The following is a 21,371-nucleotide window of genomic DNA, read 5'->3' on the forward strand; positions in this document are numbered from 1 at the left end:
CGCGCCGCCCTCCTCGGGGCGGGTGAAATCCTCAGGCAGTGTTTCCGGCTCGAAGGTCGAGGCGACAGGCAACTCATATTTCCGCGCGAAATCAAGGTCGCGCTGGTCATGCGCGGGGCAGCCGAAGATCGCGCCGGTGCCGTAATCCATCAAGATGAAGTTGGCCACGTAAACCGGCAGTTCCCAAGAGGTATCGAAGGGGTGGCGCACGCGCAGCCCGGTGTCAAAGCCCTTCTTCTCGGCCTTTTCAAGCTCCTCTTCCGAGGTGCCCATGCGGCGGCATTCAGCGTTAAAGGCGGCCAGTTCGGCATTGTCTTTTTCCAACTGGCGGGCCAGCGGGTGATCGGGCGACACACCAATGAAGCTGGCGCCATTCAGGGTGTCGGGGCGGGTGGTATAGACCTCGATCCGGTCGTGGCCTTCGGGGCCGTCGATGAGCGAGAAGGCAAATTGCAACCCGCGCGACCGGCCAATCCAGTTGGCCTGCATCAGCTTCACCTTGGCGGGCCAGTTATCAAGCCCATCCAACGCGTCGAGCAATTCCCCGGCAAAATCCGAGATGCGGAAGAACCATTGGGTCAACTCACGCCGTTCCACCAAGGCACCCGAGCGCCAGCCGCGCCCGTTTTCCACCTGTTCGTTGGCCAGAACGGTCATATCCACCGGGTCCCAGTTGACCACGGCGTTCTTGCGGTAAACGAGGCCCTTTTCGAGGAAGTCGAGGAAGAGCGCCTGTTGCTGGCCGTAATATTCGGGGTCACAGGTGGCAAATTCGCGGCTCCAGTCGATGCTGAGGCCCAAGGGCTTCATCTGGGCGCGCATGTCGTCGATATTGCCGTAGGTCCAATCCTTGGGGTGGCCGCCGCTGGCCATGGCGGCGTTTTCGGCGGGCATCCCGAAGGCATCCCAGCCCATGGGGTGCAGCACGTTATGACCTGTGGCCAGCTTGTAGCGCGCGATCACGTCGCCCATGGTGTAGTTGCGCACATGGCCCATGTGGATGCGGCCCGAAGGATAGGGGAACATCTCAAGCACATAGTACTTGGGCTTGTCTTGGGTCCGGGTGGCGCGGAAAACCCCGGATTTTTCCCATGCCTCTTGCCACTTGGCTTCGATCTCGGACGGCGAATAACGCGACATATGCAGCTTACCCTCAAAGTGGTCTGGTCTTTACCTTTGCGTGATAGGCCGCGTGGCGCGCAGGGTCCAGTGCCGGAGCATAAAAAGACGGGGCTTTGCAGGCAATCCAGGCGTCCCTATAACGAGAAAAAACAAGATCGAGCGGTCAGCGCATGAAAATCCTGTTCATCCACCAGAATTTCCCGGGGCAGTATAAACATCTGGCCCCGCTTTTGGCCAGGCAGGGGCATCAATGCGTGGCGCTGACCCTGCGGGTGAAGAAGCCGACGACGTGGAACGGGGTGCGGTTGATCCCCTATGGCTTACCGAAACGCGACGGGCAGAAGCTGCATCCATGGTTGGTGGATCTGGATACCAAGCTGACGCGCGGCGAAGCCTGCTGGCGGGCGGCGCGGGAATTGAAGGACAAGGGCTTCATGCCCGACCTGATCCTTGCGCATCCGGGTTGGGGCGAGTCGATGTTCTTGCACGATGTCTGGCCCGAGGCCCGGATCGGGCTTTATTGCGAGCTCTATCACCATGCTGAATACCCGCATCTGAATTTCGACCCCGAGTTCGACAAGTCGTCGGACGCGGAGGCGCAGGCCCTGCGCATTCGGATGAAGAACATCAACAACCATCTGCATTTTCCCGCCGCCCATGCCGGGATCAGCCCGACGGCGTTTCAGGCCGATACCTTCCCGGCAGGGTTTCGGGAGCGCATCACCGTCAGTCACGACGGGATCAACACGGCCACCTCCTGCCCCAAGCCGGATGTGCGCCTGACCATCGAGGGCAAGGTGGATGTCACGCGCGAGGACGAGGTGATTACCTTCGTCAACCGCAACCTTGAACCCTATCGCGGCTATCACGTGTTCATGCGCGCCCTGCCCCGGTTGCTGAAGGAGCGGCCCAAGGCCAAGGTCCTGATCGTTGGCGGTGACGAGGTGAGCTATGGCGCGCGTCCCCCCAAGGGGCAGACGTGGAAGCAGATTTTCATCGACGAGGTGAAGGACCAGATTGCGCCGCAGGATTGGGAGCGGGTGCATTTCCTTGGCCGCATCCCCTATGACACGTTCACCCAGCTTTTGCAGGTCAGCCGGGTGCATGTCTACCTCACCTACCCCTTTGTCCTGAGTTGGAGCCTCATGGAGGCGATGAGCTGTCAGGCGGCCATCGTCGCGGGGCGGGTGGACCCGGTGGAAGAGGTCATCACCCATGGGCAGACCGGGCGGCTTGTCGATTTCTTCGACGGTGACGCCTTGGTGGCCGAGGTTTGTGACCTGCTGGAGGATGAGGACGCGCGGCAGAGCCTTGGCGCGGCGGCGCGACAGTTGATGCAGGCGCAATATGACCTCAAGTCGATCTGCCTGCCGCGGCAGATCGAGTGGGTCAAAGCCCTAGCCGAGAGTCATGTGGATGACCGTGGGGCGCTTCAGTAGCGCCCGGCCTGAATGCGCAATTGGCGCGCGCGGGCCAGAATGGCATCTTCCACGGCGCGTTGGGTCCCGGCGCTGACCGGGCCACCGCGGGTTTGCAGTGCCACGTTGAGCGAACGGGCATCAAGCGCGGGGTCGCTGATGAGGACGGTTGCGCGATAGGCGCGGCCACCGCCCGGAGGTGTGCCATACCCCGTTGCAATCACCCCGGTAAAGGGATCGGCGCTTTGGACCGGCAGAAAATCAAGCACGTCGAGGGAGGCGGTCCAGAGGTAGCGATTGACCTTGATATTCGATTCGCCCACGCCGCGCAGCGCATCCAGAAGCGAGGTTTCCGGCACACCATATGTATCCGGGCCGCGCTCACGCAGAAGCTCTTCCGGAGTCGGCTGAACATTCTCGGAACTGCATGACGCCAGCCCGAATGTGGCCATCAAGACAAAACCGGCAATTCTCAGCAAAAGGGTCATAGCAGCACCGTCCACCTGTGTTTCCCTTCCCTAGTATCCAACGTGGGCAGATGGGGCAAGGTGGTTTGCAGGGATTGTAGTGAGGCGCGGCTTTGTGGCAAAGCTGAAGCTATCGTCGCAAAGCACATGAGGGGCCGCAAATGAGCCTTGAAGACATCCAGAGCCGCATCCAGAAAGCCGAGGCCGAGGCGGGCCGCGAGGCAGGCAGCGTATCCCTGATCGCGGTGTCGAAAAAGCAGCCGAACGAGAGGGTTGAGGCGGTTCTGGAACAAGGCCATCGCATATTCGGTGAAAACCGGGTCCAGGAAGCGGCGGGCAAATGGCCCGAGTTTCGGGAGAAATTCGACGGTGTGGAATTGCATTTGATCGGACCTTTGCAGACCAACAAGGTGCGGCAAGCCTTTGATCTGTGCCAATACATCCACGCGGTGGACCGGCCCAAGCTGGCCAAGACAATCGCGCGGATCGCGCAGGAAGAAGGCCGTTGCCCGGGCGTTTTCATTCAGGTCAACACCGGCGAGGAAGAGCAAAAGGCCGGCATCCTGCCCGCCGATGCGGATGCGTTCATCAATGATTGCAAGGGGTTGGACCTGCCCATAGAGGGGCTGATGTGCATCCCGCCAGTGGATGAAGAGGCCAGTCTTCATTTCGCCCTTCTGGCCAAGATCGCCGAGCGCAATGGGCTCAAGGGGTTGTCGATGGGAATGAGTGGCGACTTCGAGAAAGCCATCGCCCTTGGGGCCACGCATGTCCGGGTGGGCAGCGCCATTTTCGGCGCGCGGGACTACGAGTAGGCACTGTCAGCGGCGTACAATCAGGCGGCTTCCATAGCTGATACCTTGCGCAATCTCACGCAGATGATCGCGGCGAAAGGCGATGCAACCTTCGGTCGGGTAATGCGGCCTGCGCCACTGATGCAGGAAGATGCAGGAGCCACGATTCGGCACGGCGTAAGGCCAATTCCAATCGGTGATCAGCACCAGGTCGTAGAGCGGATCGGCGCGGCGCATCGTCTCGTGCGAGCCGGAATAGGGGTGCGAGACCAGCTGGTTGTAATCCTCGCACGTCGAATCATCCGACCAAAGGTCGCCCGGTGAAATCGGCACCGCCCAGGAGGTCGGGCGCGCCATGCGATCGGGCCGGTACATCAGGCCGACAATCCGATGGGTTCCGACCGGCGTCGCGCCGTCACCTTCGCGTTTGCACTCGCTCAGCCCCCCCTTGCCAATGGCACAGGGGTAACGCCGCCCGCGAAACCGCAGGCCAAGGGGGGTCAGGACAAGATCATTCGGGGTCATGGCGGCCTTTCGGCAGAAATTCACAGTAAAGCGGTTCGAAATCGAGTTGTGTCAGAAACACCCGAGACATCCAATCACAGGCCGCGCCTCGCGGAAAACCTTTTTGCCGATCACACTCGGGGATGCTCTCGTCGTACCGAGATGACCCCGGTATCATACAAGCCTCAAGGCACGGGACAATGGCCGGGACTCGGGCGATACATCCATCCGCACAAGACAAAAAGGCCCCGCATCATGCGGGGCCTTTCGCTTTGACAGGCTGAACCGGTCTTTATTCTTCGCGGCTTTCCGGCGTGTCGACAAAGGTGTCGAACTCGTCTCCGCCGACCACATCATCCTCGGCCGGGGCCGCCAGTGCTGCGGCGGCTTCGGCTTCTTCGCGGCGGGCCTCGATGACCACGTTATCGCGGCTTTGAGCGATGCGGCGCATCTCCTGCGTGGCCCCACCGGTGCCCGCCGGGATCAGGCGGCCCACGATGACGTTTTCCTTCAGACCAACCAGCTTATCGCGTTTGCCCTGCACCGAGGCTTCGGTAAGGACGCGGGTGGTTTCCTGGAACGAGGCCGCCGAGATGAAGCTGCGGGTCTGCAGGCTTGCCTTGGTGATACCAAGCAGGATCGGTTCGCCCTGTGCCGGGCGGCCGCCTTTGGAAATCGCCTTTTCGTTGGCGGCGTCGAACTCGGCCTTGTCCACATGTTCGCCCTTGAGCAGCGTGGTTTCGCCCGAGTCCAAGATCTCCCACTTTTGCAGCATCTGGCGGACGACCACCTCGATGTGCTTGTCGTTGATCTTCACACCCTGCAGGCGATAGACGTCCTGCACCTCGTCGATCATGTAATCGGCCAAGGCCTCGACACCCATGATCGACAGGATGTCGTGGGGCGCGGGGTTGCCATCCATGATGTAGTCACCCTTCTGAACGAAGTCACCTTCCTGAACCGGAATGTGCTTGCCCTTGGGCACCATGTATTCGACGGGCTCCATCGACTCGTCCGACGGCTCAATACTGATCCGGCGCTTGTTCTTGTAGTCGCGACCGTAACGCACATAGCCGTCGATTTCGGCGATGATGGCGTGATCCTTGGGGCGACGTGCCTCGAAAAGCTCGGCCACACGCGGCAGACCACCGGTGATGTCCTTGGTCTTGGCGCCTTCGCGCGGGATACGTGCGACGACGTCACCGGCCTGGATGTCCTGCCCGTCTTCGATCGACAGGATGGCATCCACGGACATCGGGTAGGTCACAGGGTTGCCCGCGTCGTTGCGCACGGGTTCCCCATCTTCGCCGACGACGATGATCTCGGGCTTGAGTTCATTGCCTTTCGGCGCCGCGCGCCAGTCGGTGACGATTTTCTGCGTCATGCCGGTGGCCTCATCCGTCACGTCACGCACGGCGACGCCACTGACCAGATCGACGAACTTCGCGGTACCGCCCTTCTCGGCCAGGATCGGCAGAGTGTAAGGGTCCCATTCGAACAGCTTGTCGCCGCGTTCCACCTTGTCGCCGTCCTTGACGTGCAGCTTGGTGCCGTAGCCCAATTTGAAGCTGGCCAGTTCGGCGTCATTCTCGCCCATGATCCGGATTTGCATATTGCGGTTCATGACCAGCATGTCACCGGAGGAGTTTTCCAGTGTCTGGGCGTTCTCGAACGAGATGGTGCCGGCTTGCCCCGCCTCCTGGAAGGACTGTTGGCCACCTTGGGCCACGCCGCCGATGTGGAAGGTCCGCATCGTGAGCTGGGTGCCGGGTTCACCGATCGACTGCGCGGCGATGATGCCGACAGCCTCGCCGGTGTTGACCATGGTGCCGCGGGCAAGGTCGCGGCCATAGCACATCGCACAGACACCATCCTCGGCCTCACAGGTAAGGGGCGAGCGGATGCGCGCGGTTTGCACGGCGGCCTCTTCCACCGCGTCGGCCATACGTTCGTCGATCAATTGACCGGCGGCGATGACGACCTCTTCGGTCACCGGGTTGACGATATCTTCGGCCGCGACACGGCCAAGGATACGTTCACCCAAGGATGCCACGACTTCACCATCGTTGACGGCGGCCTCGGCGGTGATGGCGCGTTCGGTGCCGCAGTCATGCTCGCGCACGATGCAGTCTTGCGCCACGTCCACCAGACGACGGGTCAGGTAGCCCGAGTTCGCGGTCTTCAAGGCGGTATCCGACAGACCCTTACGGGCACCGTGGGTGGAGTTGAAGTACTCCAACACGGTCAGGCCTTCCTTAAAGTTCGAGATAATCGGCGTTTCGATGATGTCGCCGTTGGGCTTGGCCATCAGGCCGCGCATCCCGCCCAGCTGTTTCATCTGCGTGACCGAGCCCCGCGCGCCCGAGTGGGCCATCATGTAAACGCTGTTGGGTTCGGATACGGCGCCGTTCTCGTCACGTTTCTCGGCCGAGATGGTGCCCATCATCGCCTCGGTGACTTGGTCGTTACACTTCGACCAGGCATCGACCACCTTGTTGTACTTTTCGCCCTGAGTGATCAGGCCATCCATGTACTGTTGTTCGAAACCTTTCACCTGATCGCGGGTTTCCTCGACGATGGTCCATTTGCTGTCGGGGATCACCATGTCGTCCTTACCGAAGGAAATCCCGGCGCGGAAGGCTTCCTTGAAGCCCATCGACATGATCTGGTCACAGAAGATCACGCTCTCTTTCTGGCCGCAGTAACGATAGACGGTGTCGATCACCTGCTGCACTTCTTTCTTGCGAAGAAGTTTATTGACCAGTTCGAAAGGCGCCTTGGTGTTCATCGGCAGCAGCGCCCCGATGCGGACACGGCCCGGCGTGGTTTCATAGCGTTGCATGACCACTTCGCCGGTTTCCGGATCAACCTGCGGCACACGCGCGGTGATACGCGCGTGCATGTGGACTTCGCCCGCGTCCAGCGCGTGCTGCACCTCTTCGATAGAGGAAAAGACCATGCCTTCCCCCTTCATGCCGTCGCGCATGATCGAGGTGTAGTAAAGGCCCAGAACCATATCCTGCGACGGGACGATGATCGGTGCGCCGTTGGCTGGCGACAGAACGTTGTTCGTCGACATCATCAGAACGCGCGCTTCAAGCTGAGCTTCGAGGCTCAGCGGCACGTGCACGGCCATCTGGTCCCCGTCGAAGTCGGCGTTGAAAGCCGAGCAAACCAGCGGGTGAAGCTGGATTGCCTTGCCTTCGATCAGCACGGGTTCGAACGCCTGGATGCCCAAGCGGTGCAGCGTCGGCGCGCGGTTGAGCATGACGGGGTGTTCGCGGATCACCTCGTCAAGGATATCCCAGACCTCGGGGCGCTCTTTCTCGACCAGTTTCTTGGCTTGCTTGACGGTCGAAGACATGCCCTTGGCTTCCAGCCGCGAGTAGATGAAGGGCTTGAACAGTTCCAGCGCCATCTTCTTGGGCAAGCCGCATTGGTGCAGCTTGAGTTCCGGCCCGGTCACGATGACAGACCGGCCCGAGAAGTCGACACGTTTCCCCAGAAGGTTCTGACGGAAGCGGCCCTGTTTACCTTTCAGCATGTCCGACAGCGATTTCAGCGGGCGCTTGTTGGCCCCGGTGATCACGCGGCCACGGCGGCCGTTATCGAAAAGGGCGTCGACCGACTCTTGCAACATCCGCTTTTCGTTACGGACAATGATGTCGGGCGCGCGAAGCTCGATCAGACGCTTGAGGCGGTTGTTCCGGTTGATCACCCGGCGATACAGGTCGTTGAGGTCCGAGGTCGCGAAGCGACCACCGTCCAGCGGCACCAGCGGGCGCAACTCGGGCGGAATGACCGGGATCACGGTCATGATCATCCACTCCGGGCGGTTGCCGGATTCGATGAAGGACTCGACCACTTTCAGGCGTTTGATGATCTTCTTGGGCTTCAACTCACCGGTGGCTTCGGCCAGATCGGCGCGCAGCTGCTCGGCCTCGGATTCAAGGTCGATGTTTTGCAGCATCTCGCGAATGGCTTCAGCGCCGATGTTGGCGGTGAAGGCATCCGCGCCATAGGCGTCCTGCGCGTCCATGAACTCTTCTTCGCTGAGCATCTGACCATAGGTCAGATCGGTCAGGCCCGGTTCGATCACGACGTAGTTTTCGAAATAGAGAACACGCTCCAGATCGCGCAGGGTCATGTCCAGCATCAGGCCGATGCGCGAGGGCAGCGACTTCAGAAACCAGATATGGGCGCAAGGTGCCGCCAGTTCGATGTGGCCCATGCGTTCGCGGCGGACCTTTTGCAGGGTGACTTCCACACCGCATTTCTCGCAGACGACGCCGCGATATTTCATCCGCTTGTATTTGCCGCAAAGGCATTCATAATCCTTGATCGGGCCAAAGATACGGGCGCAGAACAGGCCATCACGCTCGGGCTTGAAGGTCCGGTAGTTGATGGTCTCGGGCTTCTTGATCTCACCGAAAGACCACGAAAGGATCCGCTCGGGCGAGGCAAGGCTGACCTTGATTTCATCGAACACCTTGGCGGGGGCGTTCGGGTTGAAAGGGTTGTTTGTGAGTTCCTGGTTCATTTTATGTCCTCAATTCTGAGAGGGTGCGGTGGAGAGGGGTGGCGTGGGATGCGCAGTGGCTGCGCACCCCTTGGGAAAACGTCACTCCGCGTCTTCCTCCTCCGCATCCAGGAGTTCCATGTTGAGGCCGAGGCCGCGCACTTCCTTGACAAGAACGTTGAAGCTCTCCGGCACGCCGGCTTCAAAGTTGTCCTCGCCCTTGACGATGCTCTCATAGACCTTGGTCCGGCCTGCCACGTCGTCCGACTTCACAGTCAGCATTTCCTGCAGGGTATAGGCGGCGCCATAGGCTTCCAGAGCCCAGACTTCCATTTCCCCGAAGCGCTGACCACCGAACTGTGCCTTACCACCCAGCGGCTGCTGCGTAACAAGGGAGTACGGACCGGTGGACCGTGCGTGGATCTTGTCATCAACAAGGTGGTGCAGTTTGAGCAGATATTTCACACCCACGGTAACGGGGCGCGAGAACTGCTCGCCCGTGCGACCATCGAACAGGATCGACTGACCGCTTTCGTCAAACCCGGCACGTTTCAGCGCATCGTTCACATCGGCCTCTTTCGCGCCGTCGAAGACGGGCGTGGCAATGGGAACGCCGCCCACCACGTTGCCAGCGGCTTCGACAAGTTGGCCTTCGTCCATACCGGCAATGCCTTCTTCGTAGACATCGTCGCCATAGGCGATTTTCATGGCCTCACGCACCGGCGTCAGGTCGCCGGACCGGCGGTATTCCTGAAGCGCCTCGTCGATCTTGATGCCAAGGCCACGCGCGGCCCAGCCCATGTGGGTTTCAAGGATCTGACCCACGTTCATACGCGACGGCACGCCCAGCGGGTTCAAGCAGAAATCAACCGGGGTCCCATCGGCGAGGAAGGGCATATCTTCCATCGGCACCACCTTCGAGATCACACCCTTGTTCCCGTGACGACCGGCCATCTTATCGCCCGGCTGAAGCTTGCGCTTCACGGCGATGAAGACCTTGACCATTTTCATCACACCCGGCGGCAGGTCGTCGCCACGGCGGACTTTCTCGACCTTGTCCTCGAAACGGGCGTCGAGCGTGCGTTTCTGCTGCTCGTATTGCTCGTTCAGGGCTTCGACGATCTGGGCGTCCTTCTCGTCTTTCAGCGCCAGTTGCCACCATTGGCCCTTGGTGAGCGTCTCAAGCAGTTCCTCGGTGATTTCCGAGTTGGCTTTGACACCTTTGGGGCCTTTGACAGCCACTTTGCCAAGGATCAGCGATTTCAGACGGGCATAGATGTTACGATCCAAGATACCCAGTTCGTCATCGCGGTCACGGGCAAGGCGTTCGACCTCTTCCCGCTCGATCTGCAGGGCGCGTTCGTCTTTTTCAACGCCGTGACGGTTGAAGACGCGGACCTCGACCACGGTGCCATAGTCGCCCGGCTTCACGCGCAGCGATGTATCGCGCACGTCGCTGGCTTTCTCGCCAAAGATGGCGCGCAGCAGCTTTTCTTCCGGGGTCATGGGCGATTCACCTTTCGGGGTGATCTTACCCACAAGGATATCGCCCGGCTCCACATCGGCGCCGATGTAGACGATGCCCGCCTCGTCGAGGTTGCGCAGCGCTTCCTCGCCGACGTTCGGGATGTCGCGGGTGATTTCTTCCGGCCCGAGCTTGGTGTCACGGGCGGCGACCTCGAATTCCTCGATGTGGATCGAGGTAAAGACGTCATCGCGCGCGATCCGCTCGGAGATCAGGATCGAGTCTTCGAAGTTGTAGCCGTTCCACGGCATGAAGGCCGTGACCACGTTCTTGCCAAGCGCCAGTTCGCCCATATCCGTGGACGGACCGTCGGCAATCACTTCGCCCTTTTCGACAGTGTCGCCCACTTTCACCAGCGGACGCTGGTTGATGGTGGTGTTCTGGTTCGAACGCTGGAACTTGCGCATCCGGTAGATGTCAACGCCGGGGTCGCCCACCTCGAGGTCGGCGGTGGCGCGGATCACGATACGCTGGGCATCGACCTGGTCGATGACACCGGCGCGCTTGGCCATGATGGAGGCACCCGAGTCGCGTGCGACCACTTCTTCGATGCCGGTGCCCACAAGCGGGGCCTCGGAGCGCAGCGTCGGCACCGCCTGACGTTGCATGTTCGAGCCCATGAGCGCGCGGTTGGCGTCGTCGTTTTCAAGGAACGGAATGAGCGAAGCCGCGACCGAGACCAGCTGCTTGGGGCTGACGTCGATCAGGTCCACACCCGCGACAGGCGACAGGGTGTACTCCCCCGACTGACGCGTGTTGACCATCTCGTTCACGAACTTGCCGCTCTCGTCGAGGTTGGCGTTGGCCTGCGCCACGACGTGACGCTGTTCCTCGGTGGCGGACATATAGGCCACTTCGTCGGTCACCTGCCCGTTTTCCACCTTGCGATACGGTGTTTCGATGAACCCGTATTTGTTCACCCGCGCAAAGGTCGCCAGAGAGTTGATCAGGCCGATGTTCGGCCCTTCCGGCGTTTCAATCGGGCACATCCGGCCATAGTGGGTGGCGTGAACGTCGCGCACCTCAAAGCCGGCACGCTCACGGGTCAGACCACCCGGCCCCAGTGCGGACAAACGGCGTTTGTGGGTGACTTCCGAGAGCGGGTTGGTCTGGTCCATGAACTGCGACAGCTGCGAGGAGCCGAAGAATTCACGCACCGCCGCCGCGGCGGGTTTGGCATTGATCAGGTCTTGCGGCATGACGGTGTCGATCTCGACCGACGACATGCGCTCCTTGATCGCGCGCTCCATCCGCAGCAAGCCCACGCGGTATTGGTTTTCCATCAACTCGCCGACCGAACGCACGCGGCGGTTGCCGAGGTGGTCGATATCGTCGATGTCGCCCTTGCCGTCGCGCAGTTCCACCAGCGCCTTGACACAGGCAACGATGTCTTCGCGGTCCAGCGTGCGTTGCGTATCGGGCTTTTCAAGCGCCAGACGCATGTTCATTTTCACCCGGCCAACAGCCGAAAGGTCATAGCGCTCGGAATCGAAGAACAGCGTGTCGAAAAGGGCGCTTGCGGCCTCTTCCGTGGGCGGCTCGCCCGGACGCATGACGCGGTAAATATCCATGAGCGCAGATTCGCGGTTCATGTTCTTGTCCATCGCCATGGTATTGCGGATGTAGGGGCCGACATTGATGTTATCGATGTCCAGCACCGGGATGTCGGTGATGCCCGCATCCAGCAGCTCTTGCACGGTGCCGCCGATGATTTCACCGTCTTTGTCCCGCTCCAGCGTCAACTCATCCCCGGCTTCGACATAAATCGCGCCGGTTTCCTCGTTGATGATGTCACGCGCCACGAACTTGCCCGCGATTTGATTGAAGGGCAGCAACAATTCGGTGACTTCGCCCTCGTCGATCAGCTTCTTGACGGCGCGCGGGGTGACTTTCTTGCCCGCTTCGGCGATCACTTCACCGGATTTGGCATCGACAAGGTCATAGGTCGGGCGGGTGCCGCGCACACGCTCGGGGAAGAACTTGGTGACCCAGCCGTTGGCCTTTTTCTTCAGCTTGTAATCGACCGTGTTGTAGTAGGCGTTCATGATGTCTTCTTGGTCGAGACCCAGCGCATAAAGCAGGGTCGTCACCGGCAATTTGCGGCGACGGTCGATCCGGGCGAAGACGATATCCTTGGCGTCGAATTCAAAATCCAGCCACGAGCCGCGGTAGGGGATGATGCGGCAGGCGAAGAGCAGCTTGCCCGAGCTGTGGGTCTTGCCCTTGTCATGGTCAAAGAACACACCGGGGGAGCGGTGCATCTGGCTGACGATCACGCGTTCGGTGCCGTTCACGACAAAGGTGCCGTTCGGCGTCATCAGGGGCATATCGCCCATGAACACGTCTTGTTCCTTGATGTCCTTGACCGATTTGGCCCCGGTATCTTCATCCACATCAAAGACGATGAGGCGCAGGGTCACCTTCAGCGGGGCGCTGTAGGTCATGTCGCGCTGCATGCATTCCTCGACGTCGTATTTCGGCTTTTCGAGCTCGTAATCGACGAATTCCAGCACGCTGGTCTCATTGAAGTCCTTGATCGGGAAAACCGATTGGAACACGCCTTTGATGCCTTCGCCGTCCATCGGCTGGGGCTGATCGCCGGAGTTCAGGAATAGATCATAAGACGACTTTTGAACCTCGATGAGGTTCGGCATGTCGAGAACTTCGCGAATTTTACCGAAGTATTTACGCAGACGTTTCTGGCCAAGGTAGGTCTGAGCCATGGTCGATGTCACCTTTCGTTTCTCACCGGAAACGCCTGCTGTCGGGCTACAGCGGCGTACCCATACGAGACGGCGGGTGCGATCCATTCCCGGCCCCTGTCCCACCAGAGGCCTCCCGATCGCGAGAACCGCGCCTTAGAAAGGGCTTTCCAACCGAAACGGGCTGCAAAAGCCCTTTCTAAGACAGGTTCGGCTGAGCGCGGGATATGCCCGCGCTCAGCCTGTTTTGTGTGCTCCGGGTTACCCCGGAACCAATTACTTGAGCTCGACTTCGGCGCCAGCCGCTTCGAGTTTCTCTTTGATCTCGTCGGCTTCGGCCTTGTCGACGCCTTCTTTGACGGCTTTGCCGCCGGCTTCGACCAGTTCCTTGGCTTCTTTGAGGCCCAGACCGGTGATGCCGCGAACCTCTTTGATGACGTTGATTTTCGACGCGCCGGCCGATTTCAGGATAACGTCAAATTCGGTTTGCTCTTCTGCTGCACCGCCAGCGTCGCCACCAGCAGGGCCGGCCATCATGACAGCGCCGCCAGCGGCGGGCTCGATACCGTATTCATCCTTGAGGATGGTTTTCAGTTCTTGTGCTTCGAGAAGCGTCAGACCAACGATCTCTTCAGCGAGTTTTTTCAGATCAGCCATTTTATCAGCTCTTTCCGTTTTAAGATGTGTTCCAACGTCAGGGGTGTTCCCTACGCGGAGCTTTTCAGTTGCTTACGCGGCTTCCGCCTTCTCTTCGATGGTCGAAAGGATGCTCGCGATGTTCGAAGCAGGTGCGCCAACTGCACCGGCGATGCCCGAAGCGGGTGCGCCCAGCATGCCAGCGATCTGAGCAAGCAGCTCTTCGCGCGACGGCATATCGGACACGGCTTTGACACCGGCACGGTCCAGATGATCCGACCCCATGGCACCACCAAGGATCACGAATTTCTCGTTATCCTTGGCAAACCCTTCGGCCACTTTCGCAGCCGAAACCGGGTCTTCCGAGTAGGTCAGAACGGTCATACCCGTCAGGAATTCACCAATGCTTTCGCACGGCTTACCCTCAAGGGCGATCTTGGCGAGCCTGTTTTTCGCGACACGTACAGAGGCTTCGGCCTCACGGGCACGGGCCCGCAGGTCTTGCATCTGCGCAACTGTAAGACCCGCGTAGTGGGCAACCACTACGACGCCAGAGCTTTCGAAGATCTGGCCGAGTTCCTCGACCACTTTCTCTTTCTGGGCTCTATCCACAGTTTCACTCCAATTTTGGGGGTCTCCCCCCGGCTCTTGTTTGCCACCCCATATGAGGCAGCGTTCGGGTCCAAAGTCAGGGTCCCGAGGCCAAGATCACCCGAAGGCCTAGCCTTCGTTGAAATCTCATCTCGTTCCCCATCTCAGGAAGGAATTACCGGGCTTTCGCCCAACCCTCCATCTCGGACAGGACGGGGCCACTTGCGGCCCCGCCATTCGCCCCGGCCCCGAAGGACCGGTGCAAATTCTTATTCCGACGCAGCGTTGCTCACGTCGATGCTGACGCCCGGACCCATGGTCGAGGTCAGCGAGATTTTCTTGACGTAGGTGCCTTTGGCGCCGGTCGGCTTGGCCTTGTTCACGGCGGCCACGAAGGCGCGCACGTTTTCAACCAGCTTGCCTTCGTCGAACGAGGCTTTGCCAACACCGGCGTGCACGACGCCTGCTTTTTCGGCCTTGAACTGGACCTCACCGCCTTTTGCGGCGGCAACGGCGTCAGCCACGTCCATGGTCACCGTGCCGACCTTGGGGTTCGGCATCAGGTTGCGGGGGCCAAGCACCTTACCCAGATGGCCAACAACGGGCATCATGTCAGGGGTCGCGATGCAGCGGTCAAATTCGATCGTGCCGCCCTGAACGGTTTCCATCAGGTCTTCGGCACCGACGATATCGGCACCGGCCTCTTTCGCCTCATCGGCCTTGGGGCCACGGGCGAAAACCGCCACGCGCACATCCTTGCCGGTGCCGTTGGGCAGGCCGACAACGCCGCGAACCATCTGGTCGGCGTGACGCGGGTCAACACCAAGGTTCAGCGAAATCTCGACGGTTTCGTCGAACTTGGCGGTGGCGTTGGATTTGACCAGTGCAACGGCCTCTTCCACGCTCAGGTTTTCCTTGCCGTTCACGGCTTCACGGGCGGCGCGGGTACGTTTACCAAGCTTTGCCATCTTACTTCACCTCGATGCCCATGGAGCGTGCGGAGCCGAGGATGATTTTCATCGCGGCTTCGACGTCGTTTGCGTTCAGGTCTTTCCACTTGGCTTCCGCGATTTCGCGAACCTGCTTGGTGGTCACCGAGCCTGCGGTCGCACGACCGGGGGTATTCGACCCGGATTTCAGCTTGGCAGCTTTCTTCAGGTAGTAAGACGCAGGCGGCGTCTTGATGTCCATTTCAAAGGACTTGTCCTGATAGTATGTGATCACGGTGGGGCAAGGTGCACCCTGCTCCATTTCCTGCGTCTTGGCGTTGAACGCCTTGCAGAATTCCATGATGTTGATGCCACGCTGACCAAGCGCCGGACCCACGGGCGGGGACGGGTTTGCTTGACCTGCGGGCACTTGCAGCTTCATCGTGCCTGCGAGTTTCTTGGCCATTGGCCTTCTCCTTATCCAACCTCCTCGGGACGCGTCCCGCGGAGCTTATGTTGTGTGGTCCGGTCCGGGCATCGCGACGCCCTCGCCTCCCACGGCTTGCACGTCAGGCCTGTTTGGTGACCTGCGTGAATTCCAGTTCGACCGGGGTTTCCCGGCCAAAGATCGAGACCGTCACCTTCAGGCGCTGGTTCTCGTCGTCCACTTCCTCGACCATCCCGTCGAAATCTTCGAACGGGCCGTCGTTGACCTTGACCTTCTCGCCCACCTCGAAGCTGATCATCAGCTTCGGCGCATCCTCACCTTCCTGAACGCGGTTCAGAATCGCGTTCACTTCGGCGTCACGCATCGGCATCGGGCGGCCCTGCGGCCCAAGGAACCCGGTGACGCGGTTGATCGAGTTGATCAAGTGATAGCCCTTGTCCGACATCTCCATATGCACCAGCACATAGCCCGGCATGAAACGGCGCTCGGCAGTGACTTTCTTGCCGCGGCGCACCTCGATCACCTCTTCGGTGGGCACTAGAACCTCGTCGATCTCGTCTTCGAGTTCCTGCTCGGCAACGGATTGCTTGATCTGCTCGGCGATTTTCTTCTCGAAATTCGAGAGAACACTGACCGAGTACCACCGTTTTGCCATCTTCGACCCATGCCTTTGTAACTGTCGGCCTTGCGGCCGGAATTCTTTAGTATTCTCAGGGGTTTACCCCGGGCACCCCAAAACAAAAAATCGGCGCGTAACTCGAATCGCCACGCGCCCTGCTTGGAAGTGTGGCGTCAACTACCGCTGTTTTCGCCTGATTTCAAGGGGCTAAAGCGATTTTTCGCCGGACGCGCGGGCCTCTTATCCAAAGAGGTTCAGCACTCCGGTCAAACCACTCCGAATAACAAGGTCAACCAAGGCGAAGAACACCGCCGTCAGCGCCGCCATGATGAAAACCATCACGGTGGTCAACAGAACCTCGCGGCGCGTGGGCCAAACCACCTTGGCCACTTCCGAGCGGACCTGCTGAATGAACTGAAGCGGATTCGTGCGTGCCATGTGCGCTGTCTTCTTTTCTACCTGACGTGAAGGGGCACATACGCGCAGCGCGCCATGAATTCAAGGCCAGAAGCGAAAGCCGCGCCCTTGTTGTCACTCAGCCCCGGAAAACCTCGGCCGGAAGGCGCGTCTCGTAGGGGTCGTCATCTTCCGCGGCCACCTTCCTGTCCACCGGCGCGGCCCAGCGTTGGTCCAGATTGCCCGGCAACCTTTTCAGAACGGCCATCGCACCCAGACCGACGGCATCGCTTGTCTGTCGCAGCGCTGTCGCCAGAGCCGGGTTGCGCCGCAGGAAAAGCGCCCATGCGCCATTCAAGAATTCGAAAACCCGGCCCGGCCCGAAGATGAGGCTGAAACAGATGATGCCCCAAAACACCCCCATCAGCAGGCTCTGGATCACCATCGGCTTGAACACCACGAGAAGCACCATGGCCGAGAGAACAACATGCCAGGACTTCACACGCGACCTGCGCACGCCCGTCCTCCGGCCCTTGACCTTGGCCCCGAACAGCCTTGCGAGCAACCGGGGGCGGGGCTGGCGCAGATCATCGGTATAAACGTCGAAGTGGCTATCGGGGATTGCGTCGAGGGCCTCCCCCCAAGCTTTTCGCCGTTTGGCCCGCGCAGATGCGGCAGCCGGGGCGCCATGGTGCGTTTCGTCAGAGGTGTCTGGCAGGATTTCGGGCAGTTGGTGCCGATTGTATTGGCGCCGCTGCTCGGCCAGCATGTGCCGGATCATATCTTCGGATTCAGCGTTGATATCATGCTGGACAAGGGCATTTTGGTCGCTTGGCTGCGGCACGACTTCGCGCGCGTCATCCGCTTCGCCAGAATACCTCGGTTTTGCAATCTTTCTCATGTGTGCCTTCGTGTCCGCGTTCACTTGTGTCAACCAAGGGCCACTGTCTTGGCGGCACCATCCTGCAGAGGAAGACACTAGGCATGGAAATGGGCCAAAACATGACCCAAGAAGGCAATTTTGCAGACAAGGTTAATGGCAGGGGCAGCAGGGTTCGAACCCGCGACCTACGGTTTTGGAGACCGTCGCTCTACCAGCTGAGCTATACCCCTAAGGCCACAGGTGGGATTAAGGCACCTTGGGCCGGGAATCAAGCGCCCATTGATGGTTTTTTGGCACCCGCGAAAACGGGGGCCGACTTATGCCGCCGAACGCGCATTAAAGCCCGGGCTTTGCACGATCCCCTTGTCGTGCAGCTGCGCGATTTCGGTATCAGTCAGGCGTGCCACATCGCCAAGCACCTCTTCGGTATGCTGGCCCAGTTGCGGCGCGGGTTGCGGTTTGATCCGCGGCTTGGCCGAAAATTCGCCCGGGAATCCCGGCACCGGAAAGCGCCCCAGCCCCGGCTGATCCAATTGCGAGAACATCGGGTTCGCCTCGCTCAGGTCCGGGTCTTGAACCACCGCCTCGGGGACCGTGCGGAAGACCGACCACGTCAACCCGCGATTGTCGAACTCGGGGCCAAAGTCGGCAATCCGCCGGGCGGCGAACCACGGGCGCAGGATCTCGGTGATCTCATGGCGCAATTCCCAGCGCACGCCTTCGTCCCGCAAATCGCGGCCCGTGCGTTTGGCCAGCATCTCCATCGCATCGCCGGTCCCGGTCACCTTGACCAACCCCGACCATTGCCGCCCCGTGAGGCCAATCACCATGACCCGCCCACCGCAGGCGCATTCGAAATCCTGCCCATAAGCGCCATAAAGCGCATTGCCGGATTTCTCCCGCGCATGGCCATTGACCACCGCATCGCCGATCATCCCCAGATGGCCCAAGGTTGCGGCGGCCACATCCTTGAGGGCAATCTCGACCTCCTGCCCCTCACCATGGCGCAACCGGTGTCGTTCTGCCGCCAGAAGCGACGAGACCACCAGATTGCCGGCCATCAAATCCCACGCCGGCAGCGCATTGGCCACGGGCGCATCATACCCTTCCGGCCCGGTCATATCGGGGATGCCAAGCGCGGGGTTTACGGTATAATCCACCTGCGGGCGGCCATGCCGGTCGCCCATCAAGGTCACCATGATCAGATCGCGGCGGTATTGGCTCAGCGTTTCATAATCCATCCATCCCCGCACCCGCAGGTTGGTCAGGAATTGCCCCGCATCCTTGCCCGGCGCGGTGATGATCCGCGTAACCAGCTCTTGGCCTTCGGGGCTGCGCATATTCACCGCCACCGATTTCTTGCCCTTGTTCAGCCCCGCCCAAAACAGGCTTTGCCCCGAGGGTGCCAAGGGCCAGCGCCCCGCATCCAAGCCGCCTTCGATCCGGTCAAATCGGATCACCTCGGCCCCCATCTGCGCCAAGGTCATCCCCGCCAAAGGCACCGCCACAAAGGCCGATCCTTCGACCACGCGCATTCCATCCAAAATCCGGTTCATTGCGTTTCCTCCCACATGGCCGTGGCCTGCATCCCCTGATGGCCGCCCTGCCCCGTGCACAGGATCAAACCACCCATTTCATCCTCTTGGCCCATGACCTCGATATCGCGGCTTTCGCCGGGGGTCAGGAACACCGGGTGCACGCCGCGGAAATCGAAATGCTTCGGCCGCCGTCCCTTATGGGCACAGGCCGCTTGCATCAGCCAGGTCGCCTGAAGCGGGCCATGCACCACCAGCCCCGGGTAATGCTCAACCTCCTGCGCATAGGGCAGGTCAAAGTGAATGCGATGCGCGTTGAAGGTGATGGCCGAATAGCGGAACAACAGCGGCTCCGACACTTGCCGACGCTCATGCAGCACCGGGTTGTCCGGCAAGGCACGCGGGCGCGGCGGGCGGAAGGTCTCGGGGATATCCAGATAAACGATGTCCTGCCGTTCCTCGATGGCAAGGCCCTGCTCGCCGTAAATCTTGTGATCGACCGAGACCAGAACCATCGGGCCCGATCCGCCTTCCTTCTCGATCACGCTGCGAATGAAGGACCGTTTGGTCAGCCGCTCGCCCACCCGCAAGGGGGCCCCGAAACTCAGACTGCCACTGGCCCACATCCGCCGCTCCAGCCGCACCGGCGGCAGGAAATCCCCAAGCACCGGATGCCCATCGCGTGCCAATTCGCCCATCGGGTTGGTCGGCGTGAAGGCGCACCAGTGCCACAAAGGGTCCATCGCCTCGCCCATGGTGGGCGGCGCATGGCGGGACGATCCCAAGGTTGCGTGGATCTGTGCCGCCTGCGCGGGGCTGATCACCCCCTCCTGAAGATCGGTGCGACCTTCCCAGGCGCTGACATTCAACTTGTCCATGGCAAACCTCCCGTTTTGCATGCCTATAGGCTGCGGGATATTTGAAAAAATAGCAATATTTCAATGACTTAGCGGAATACCGCGGTATGCAGAACGATTGCTGCATCTGCACAAGGAACTGGTTGCGCCTTGTTTTACATCACGAATTTTCCCTGAGCGCAGCCCCCGCGAGGCCCGCTCACATCACATTTTCTGCATTTGAAAACGCCCTCGCCCACCCCCCGGCCTTGCGGCAGATTGCCCCATTACCCCGGGCCAGCCTCGGCGGCGGCCTCCAGCGCGAGCAAATCCGCCCCGCAAATCGCCGCCTCGTGATGCAGGATTCGCTCCATCGGCCAAGTCCACCATGCCACGGCCAAAAGCCGGTCAATGGTCGCCTCGTCAAAGCGCCGCCGCACCACGCGGCCCGGGTTGCCCGCCACCACGCTATAGGGCGGCACCGTGCCGCCCACCACGGCCCCCGCCCCGACAATCACACCATCCCCAATCTGCGCACCGGGCAGAATTCGGGCTTCCTTGCCGATCCAGACGTCATTGCCGATCACCGTATCCGGCCCCGGCCCCTGCGGAAGCGAAGGCCGACCACTGTCGAAATCGCTCTGGAAAATCGCGAAGGGATAGGTCGAGAACCCATCGCGCCTATGGTTGGCCGAAGAGGTGATAAAAACCACCCCATCCGCGATCTGGCAGAATTTACCCATTATCAACCGCTCCGCCGATTGCGGGTACAAATACGGCGCCAGATGCGCCGCCCAATCCTCGGGCGGCTCAAAGGCACTGGCATAGGTGAAATCGCCCACCTCGATACGCGGATGGTCGATCAGGGGTTTGAGCAAAAAGGTGCCGGGATGGGTCGTACCATCGGGCAAGGTCAGCGGATGCGCGGTGTGCGCGGAGGGAAAGGGGGCAGGCATGTCAAAGCGGCCTTTCTCAAGGATCGGGTTTCGAACGAACGGGCGATCAGGCGGCTTTTAGGCGTATGGTTCCTTGAGATCACAAAAAAGCCAAAGCAATAGCATTGCCGCAAAGGGATTTATGAACAAGGCGACCACCTGCCAGAGTAGGCGATCTTGGCCACGGCGTTCGGCCATATCGCCCACCAGTGCGAACAACTGCCATATGAGCCATAGCCCCCCGATCAAGAGAAGAAATGCAAAGGCAGTTTCAATCATCTGAAATAGCTTTGGACTCGTTTTTCGACTGCGGCTTTGGTCACAGCACCCTCCATCGGTTGCTGAAAACCTACTTACCGGGAAACAGCCCAAATAGAAAGGGCGCCCCAATGGGACGCCCTTCGCTTTTCTAAACGGTGCAAAGATTATTCAATAATCTTCGACACGACGCCGGCGCCGACGGTGCGGCCGCCTTCGCGGATGGCGAAGCGCAGACCGTCTTCCATGGCGAT

General features: G+C 60.4%; 18 protein-coding genes and 1 tRNA gene. 2 read left to right on the forward strand and 17 right to left on the reverse strand.

Features of this window, described 5'->3' with window-relative positions; genetic code table 11:
- Positions 1 to 1,140, reverse strand: a 1,140-nt coding sequence (locus QZ498_RS15195; RefSeq protein ID WP_294623748.1) for a class I tRNA ligase family protein, incomplete at its 3' end; no start/stop codon positions are given.
- A 152-nt stretch (positions 1,141 to 1,292) separates the two neighbouring features.
- On the opposite strand from QZ498_RS15195, the gene QZ498_RS15200 reads away from it, so the two are divergent.
- Positions 1,293 to 2,561, forward strand: coding sequence for a glycosyltransferase (locus tag QZ498_RS15200; protein WP_294623749.1), 1,269 nt, complete (start codon positions 1,293 to 1,295; stop codon positions 2,559 to 2,561).
- On the opposite strand, the gene QZ498_RS15205 is transcribed toward QZ498_RS15200, so the two are convergent.
- Positions 2,555 to 3,028: a DUF3576 domain-containing protein gene (locus QZ498_RS15205; protein WP_294623751.1), complete on the reverse strand. Its 474-nt coding sequence runs from the start codon at positions 3,026 to 3,028 to the stop codon at positions 2,555 to 2,557. The genes QZ498_RS15200 and QZ498_RS15205 overlap by 7 nt on opposite strands.
- Before the next feature lie 140 nt (positions 3,029 to 3,168).
- Between QZ498_RS15205 and QZ498_RS15210 the strand changes: the two genes are divergently transcribed.
- Positions 3,169 to 3,822 carry a YggS family pyridoxal phosphate-dependent enzyme gene (locus QZ498_RS15210; protein WP_294623753.1) on the forward strand — a complete coding sequence of 218 codons (654 nt, stop codon included), beginning with the start codon at positions 3,169 to 3,171 and terminating at the stop codon, positions 3,820 to 3,822.
- 6 nt (positions 3,823 to 3,828) lie between these two features.
- Here the strand turns inward: QZ498_RS15210 and QZ498_RS15215 are convergent, their stop codons facing one another.
- The 15 genes from QZ498_RS15215 to QZ498_RS15285 form a co-directional block, all read right to left on the reverse strand.
- A complete protein-coding gene (locus QZ498_RS15215) occupies positions 3,829 to 4,326 on the reverse strand; it encodes a L,D-transpeptidase family protein (RefSeq protein ID WP_294623755.1) in 498 nt (165 codons plus the stop codon).
- Between the two features lie 271 nt (positions 4,327 to 4,597).
- Positions 4,598 to 8,845 carry a DNA-directed RNA polymerase subunit beta' gene (rpoC, locus tag QZ498_RS15220; protein ID WP_294623758.1) on the reverse strand — a complete coding sequence of 1,416 codons (4,248 nt, stop codon included), beginning with the start codon at positions 8,843 to 8,845 and terminating at the stop codon, positions 4,598 to 4,600.
- 81 nt (positions 8,846 to 8,926) lie between these two features.
- Positions 8,927 to 13,072, reverse strand: coding sequence for a DNA-directed RNA polymerase subunit beta (rpoB, locus tag QZ498_RS15225; protein WP_294623760.1), 4,146 nt, complete (start codon positions 13,070 to 13,072; stop codon positions 8,927 to 8,929).
- 255 nt (positions 13,073 to 13,327) lie between these two features.
- The gene (gene rplL / locus QZ498_RS15230; protein ID WP_294623762.1) at positions 13,328 to 13,708 is read right to left on the reverse strand and encodes a 50S ribosomal protein L7/L12; all 381 of its coding nucleotides are present in this window, start codon (positions 13,706 to 13,708) and stop codon (positions 13,328 to 13,330) included.
- Between the two features lie 72 nt (positions 13,709 to 13,780).
- Positions 13,781 to 14,299, reverse strand: a complete 519-nt coding sequence (rplJ, locus tag QZ498_RS15235; protein WP_294623764.1) for a 50S ribosomal protein L10 — start codon at positions 14,297 to 14,299, stop codon at positions 13,781 to 13,783.
- A 248-nt stretch (positions 14,300 to 14,547) separates the two neighbouring features.
- Positions 14,548 to 15,246 carry a 50S ribosomal protein L1 gene (gene rplA, locus QZ498_RS15240; protein WP_294623766.1) on the reverse strand — a complete coding sequence of 233 codons (699 nt, stop codon included), beginning with the start codon at positions 15,244 to 15,246 and terminating at the stop codon, positions 14,548 to 14,550.
- 1 nt (position 15,247) lies between these two features.
- Positions 15,248 to 15,673, reverse strand: a complete 426-nt coding sequence (rplK, locus tag QZ498_RS15245; protein WP_154149318.1) for a 50S ribosomal protein L11 — start codon at positions 15,671 to 15,673, stop codon at positions 15,248 to 15,250.
- A gap of 103 nt (positions 15,674 to 15,776) precedes the next feature.
- Positions 15,777 to 16,310 (reverse strand): transcription termination/antitermination protein NusG, encoded by a 534-nt coding sequence (gene nusG / locus QZ498_RS15250; protein ID WP_294623769.1) that lies wholly within the window; start codon positions 16,308 to 16,310, stop codon positions 15,777 to 15,779.
- Positions 16,311 to 16,514: 204 nt separating this feature from the next.
- Positions 16,515 to 16,712 (reverse strand): preprotein translocase subunit SecE, encoded by a 198-nt coding sequence (secE, locus tag QZ498_RS15255; RefSeq protein WP_294623771.1) that lies wholly within the window; start codon positions 16,710 to 16,712, stop codon positions 16,515 to 16,517.
- Between the two features lie 97 nt (positions 16,713 to 16,809).
- On the reverse strand, positions 16,810 to 17,571 hold the full coding sequence (locus tag QZ498_RS15260; protein ID WP_294623773.1) for a hypothetical protein: 762 nt from the start codon (positions 17,569 to 17,571) through the stop codon (positions 16,810 to 16,812).
- Between the two features lie 136 nt (positions 17,572 to 17,707).
- A tRNA-Trp gene (locus QZ498_RS15265) sits at positions 17,708 to 17,783 on the reverse strand.
- Positions 17,784 to 17,870: 87 nt separating this feature from the next.
- Positions 17,871 to 19,109 (reverse strand): CoA transferase, encoded by a 1,239-nt coding sequence (locus tag QZ498_RS15270; protein WP_294623775.1) that lies wholly within the window; start codon positions 19,107 to 19,109, stop codon positions 17,871 to 17,873.
- Positions 19,106 to 19,966: a MaoC family dehydratase N-terminal domain-containing protein gene (locus tag QZ498_RS15275; RefSeq protein WP_294623777.1), complete on the reverse strand. Its 861-nt coding sequence runs from the start codon at positions 19,964 to 19,966 to the stop codon at positions 19,106 to 19,108. Before QZ498_RS15275 ends, QZ498_RS15270 begins: the two co-directional genes overlap by 4 nt.
- A 245-nt stretch (positions 19,967 to 20,211) precedes the next feature.
- A complete protein-coding gene (locus QZ498_RS15280; protein WP_294623779.1) occupies positions 20,212 to 20,880 on the reverse strand; it encodes a CatB-related O-acetyltransferase in 669 nt (222 codons plus the stop codon).
- A 404-nt stretch (positions 20,881 to 21,284) separates the two neighbouring features.
- Positions 21,285 to 21,371 (reverse strand): hypothetical protein (locus tag QZ498_RS15285; RefSeq protein ID WP_206020970.1); only part of this gene is annotated, 87 nt, incomplete at its 5' end.

The organism is uncultured Roseovarius sp., assembly GCF_913057115.1.
Lineage (GTDB): Bacteria > Pseudomonadota > Alphaproteobacteria > Rhodobacterales > Rhodobacteraceae > Roseovarius.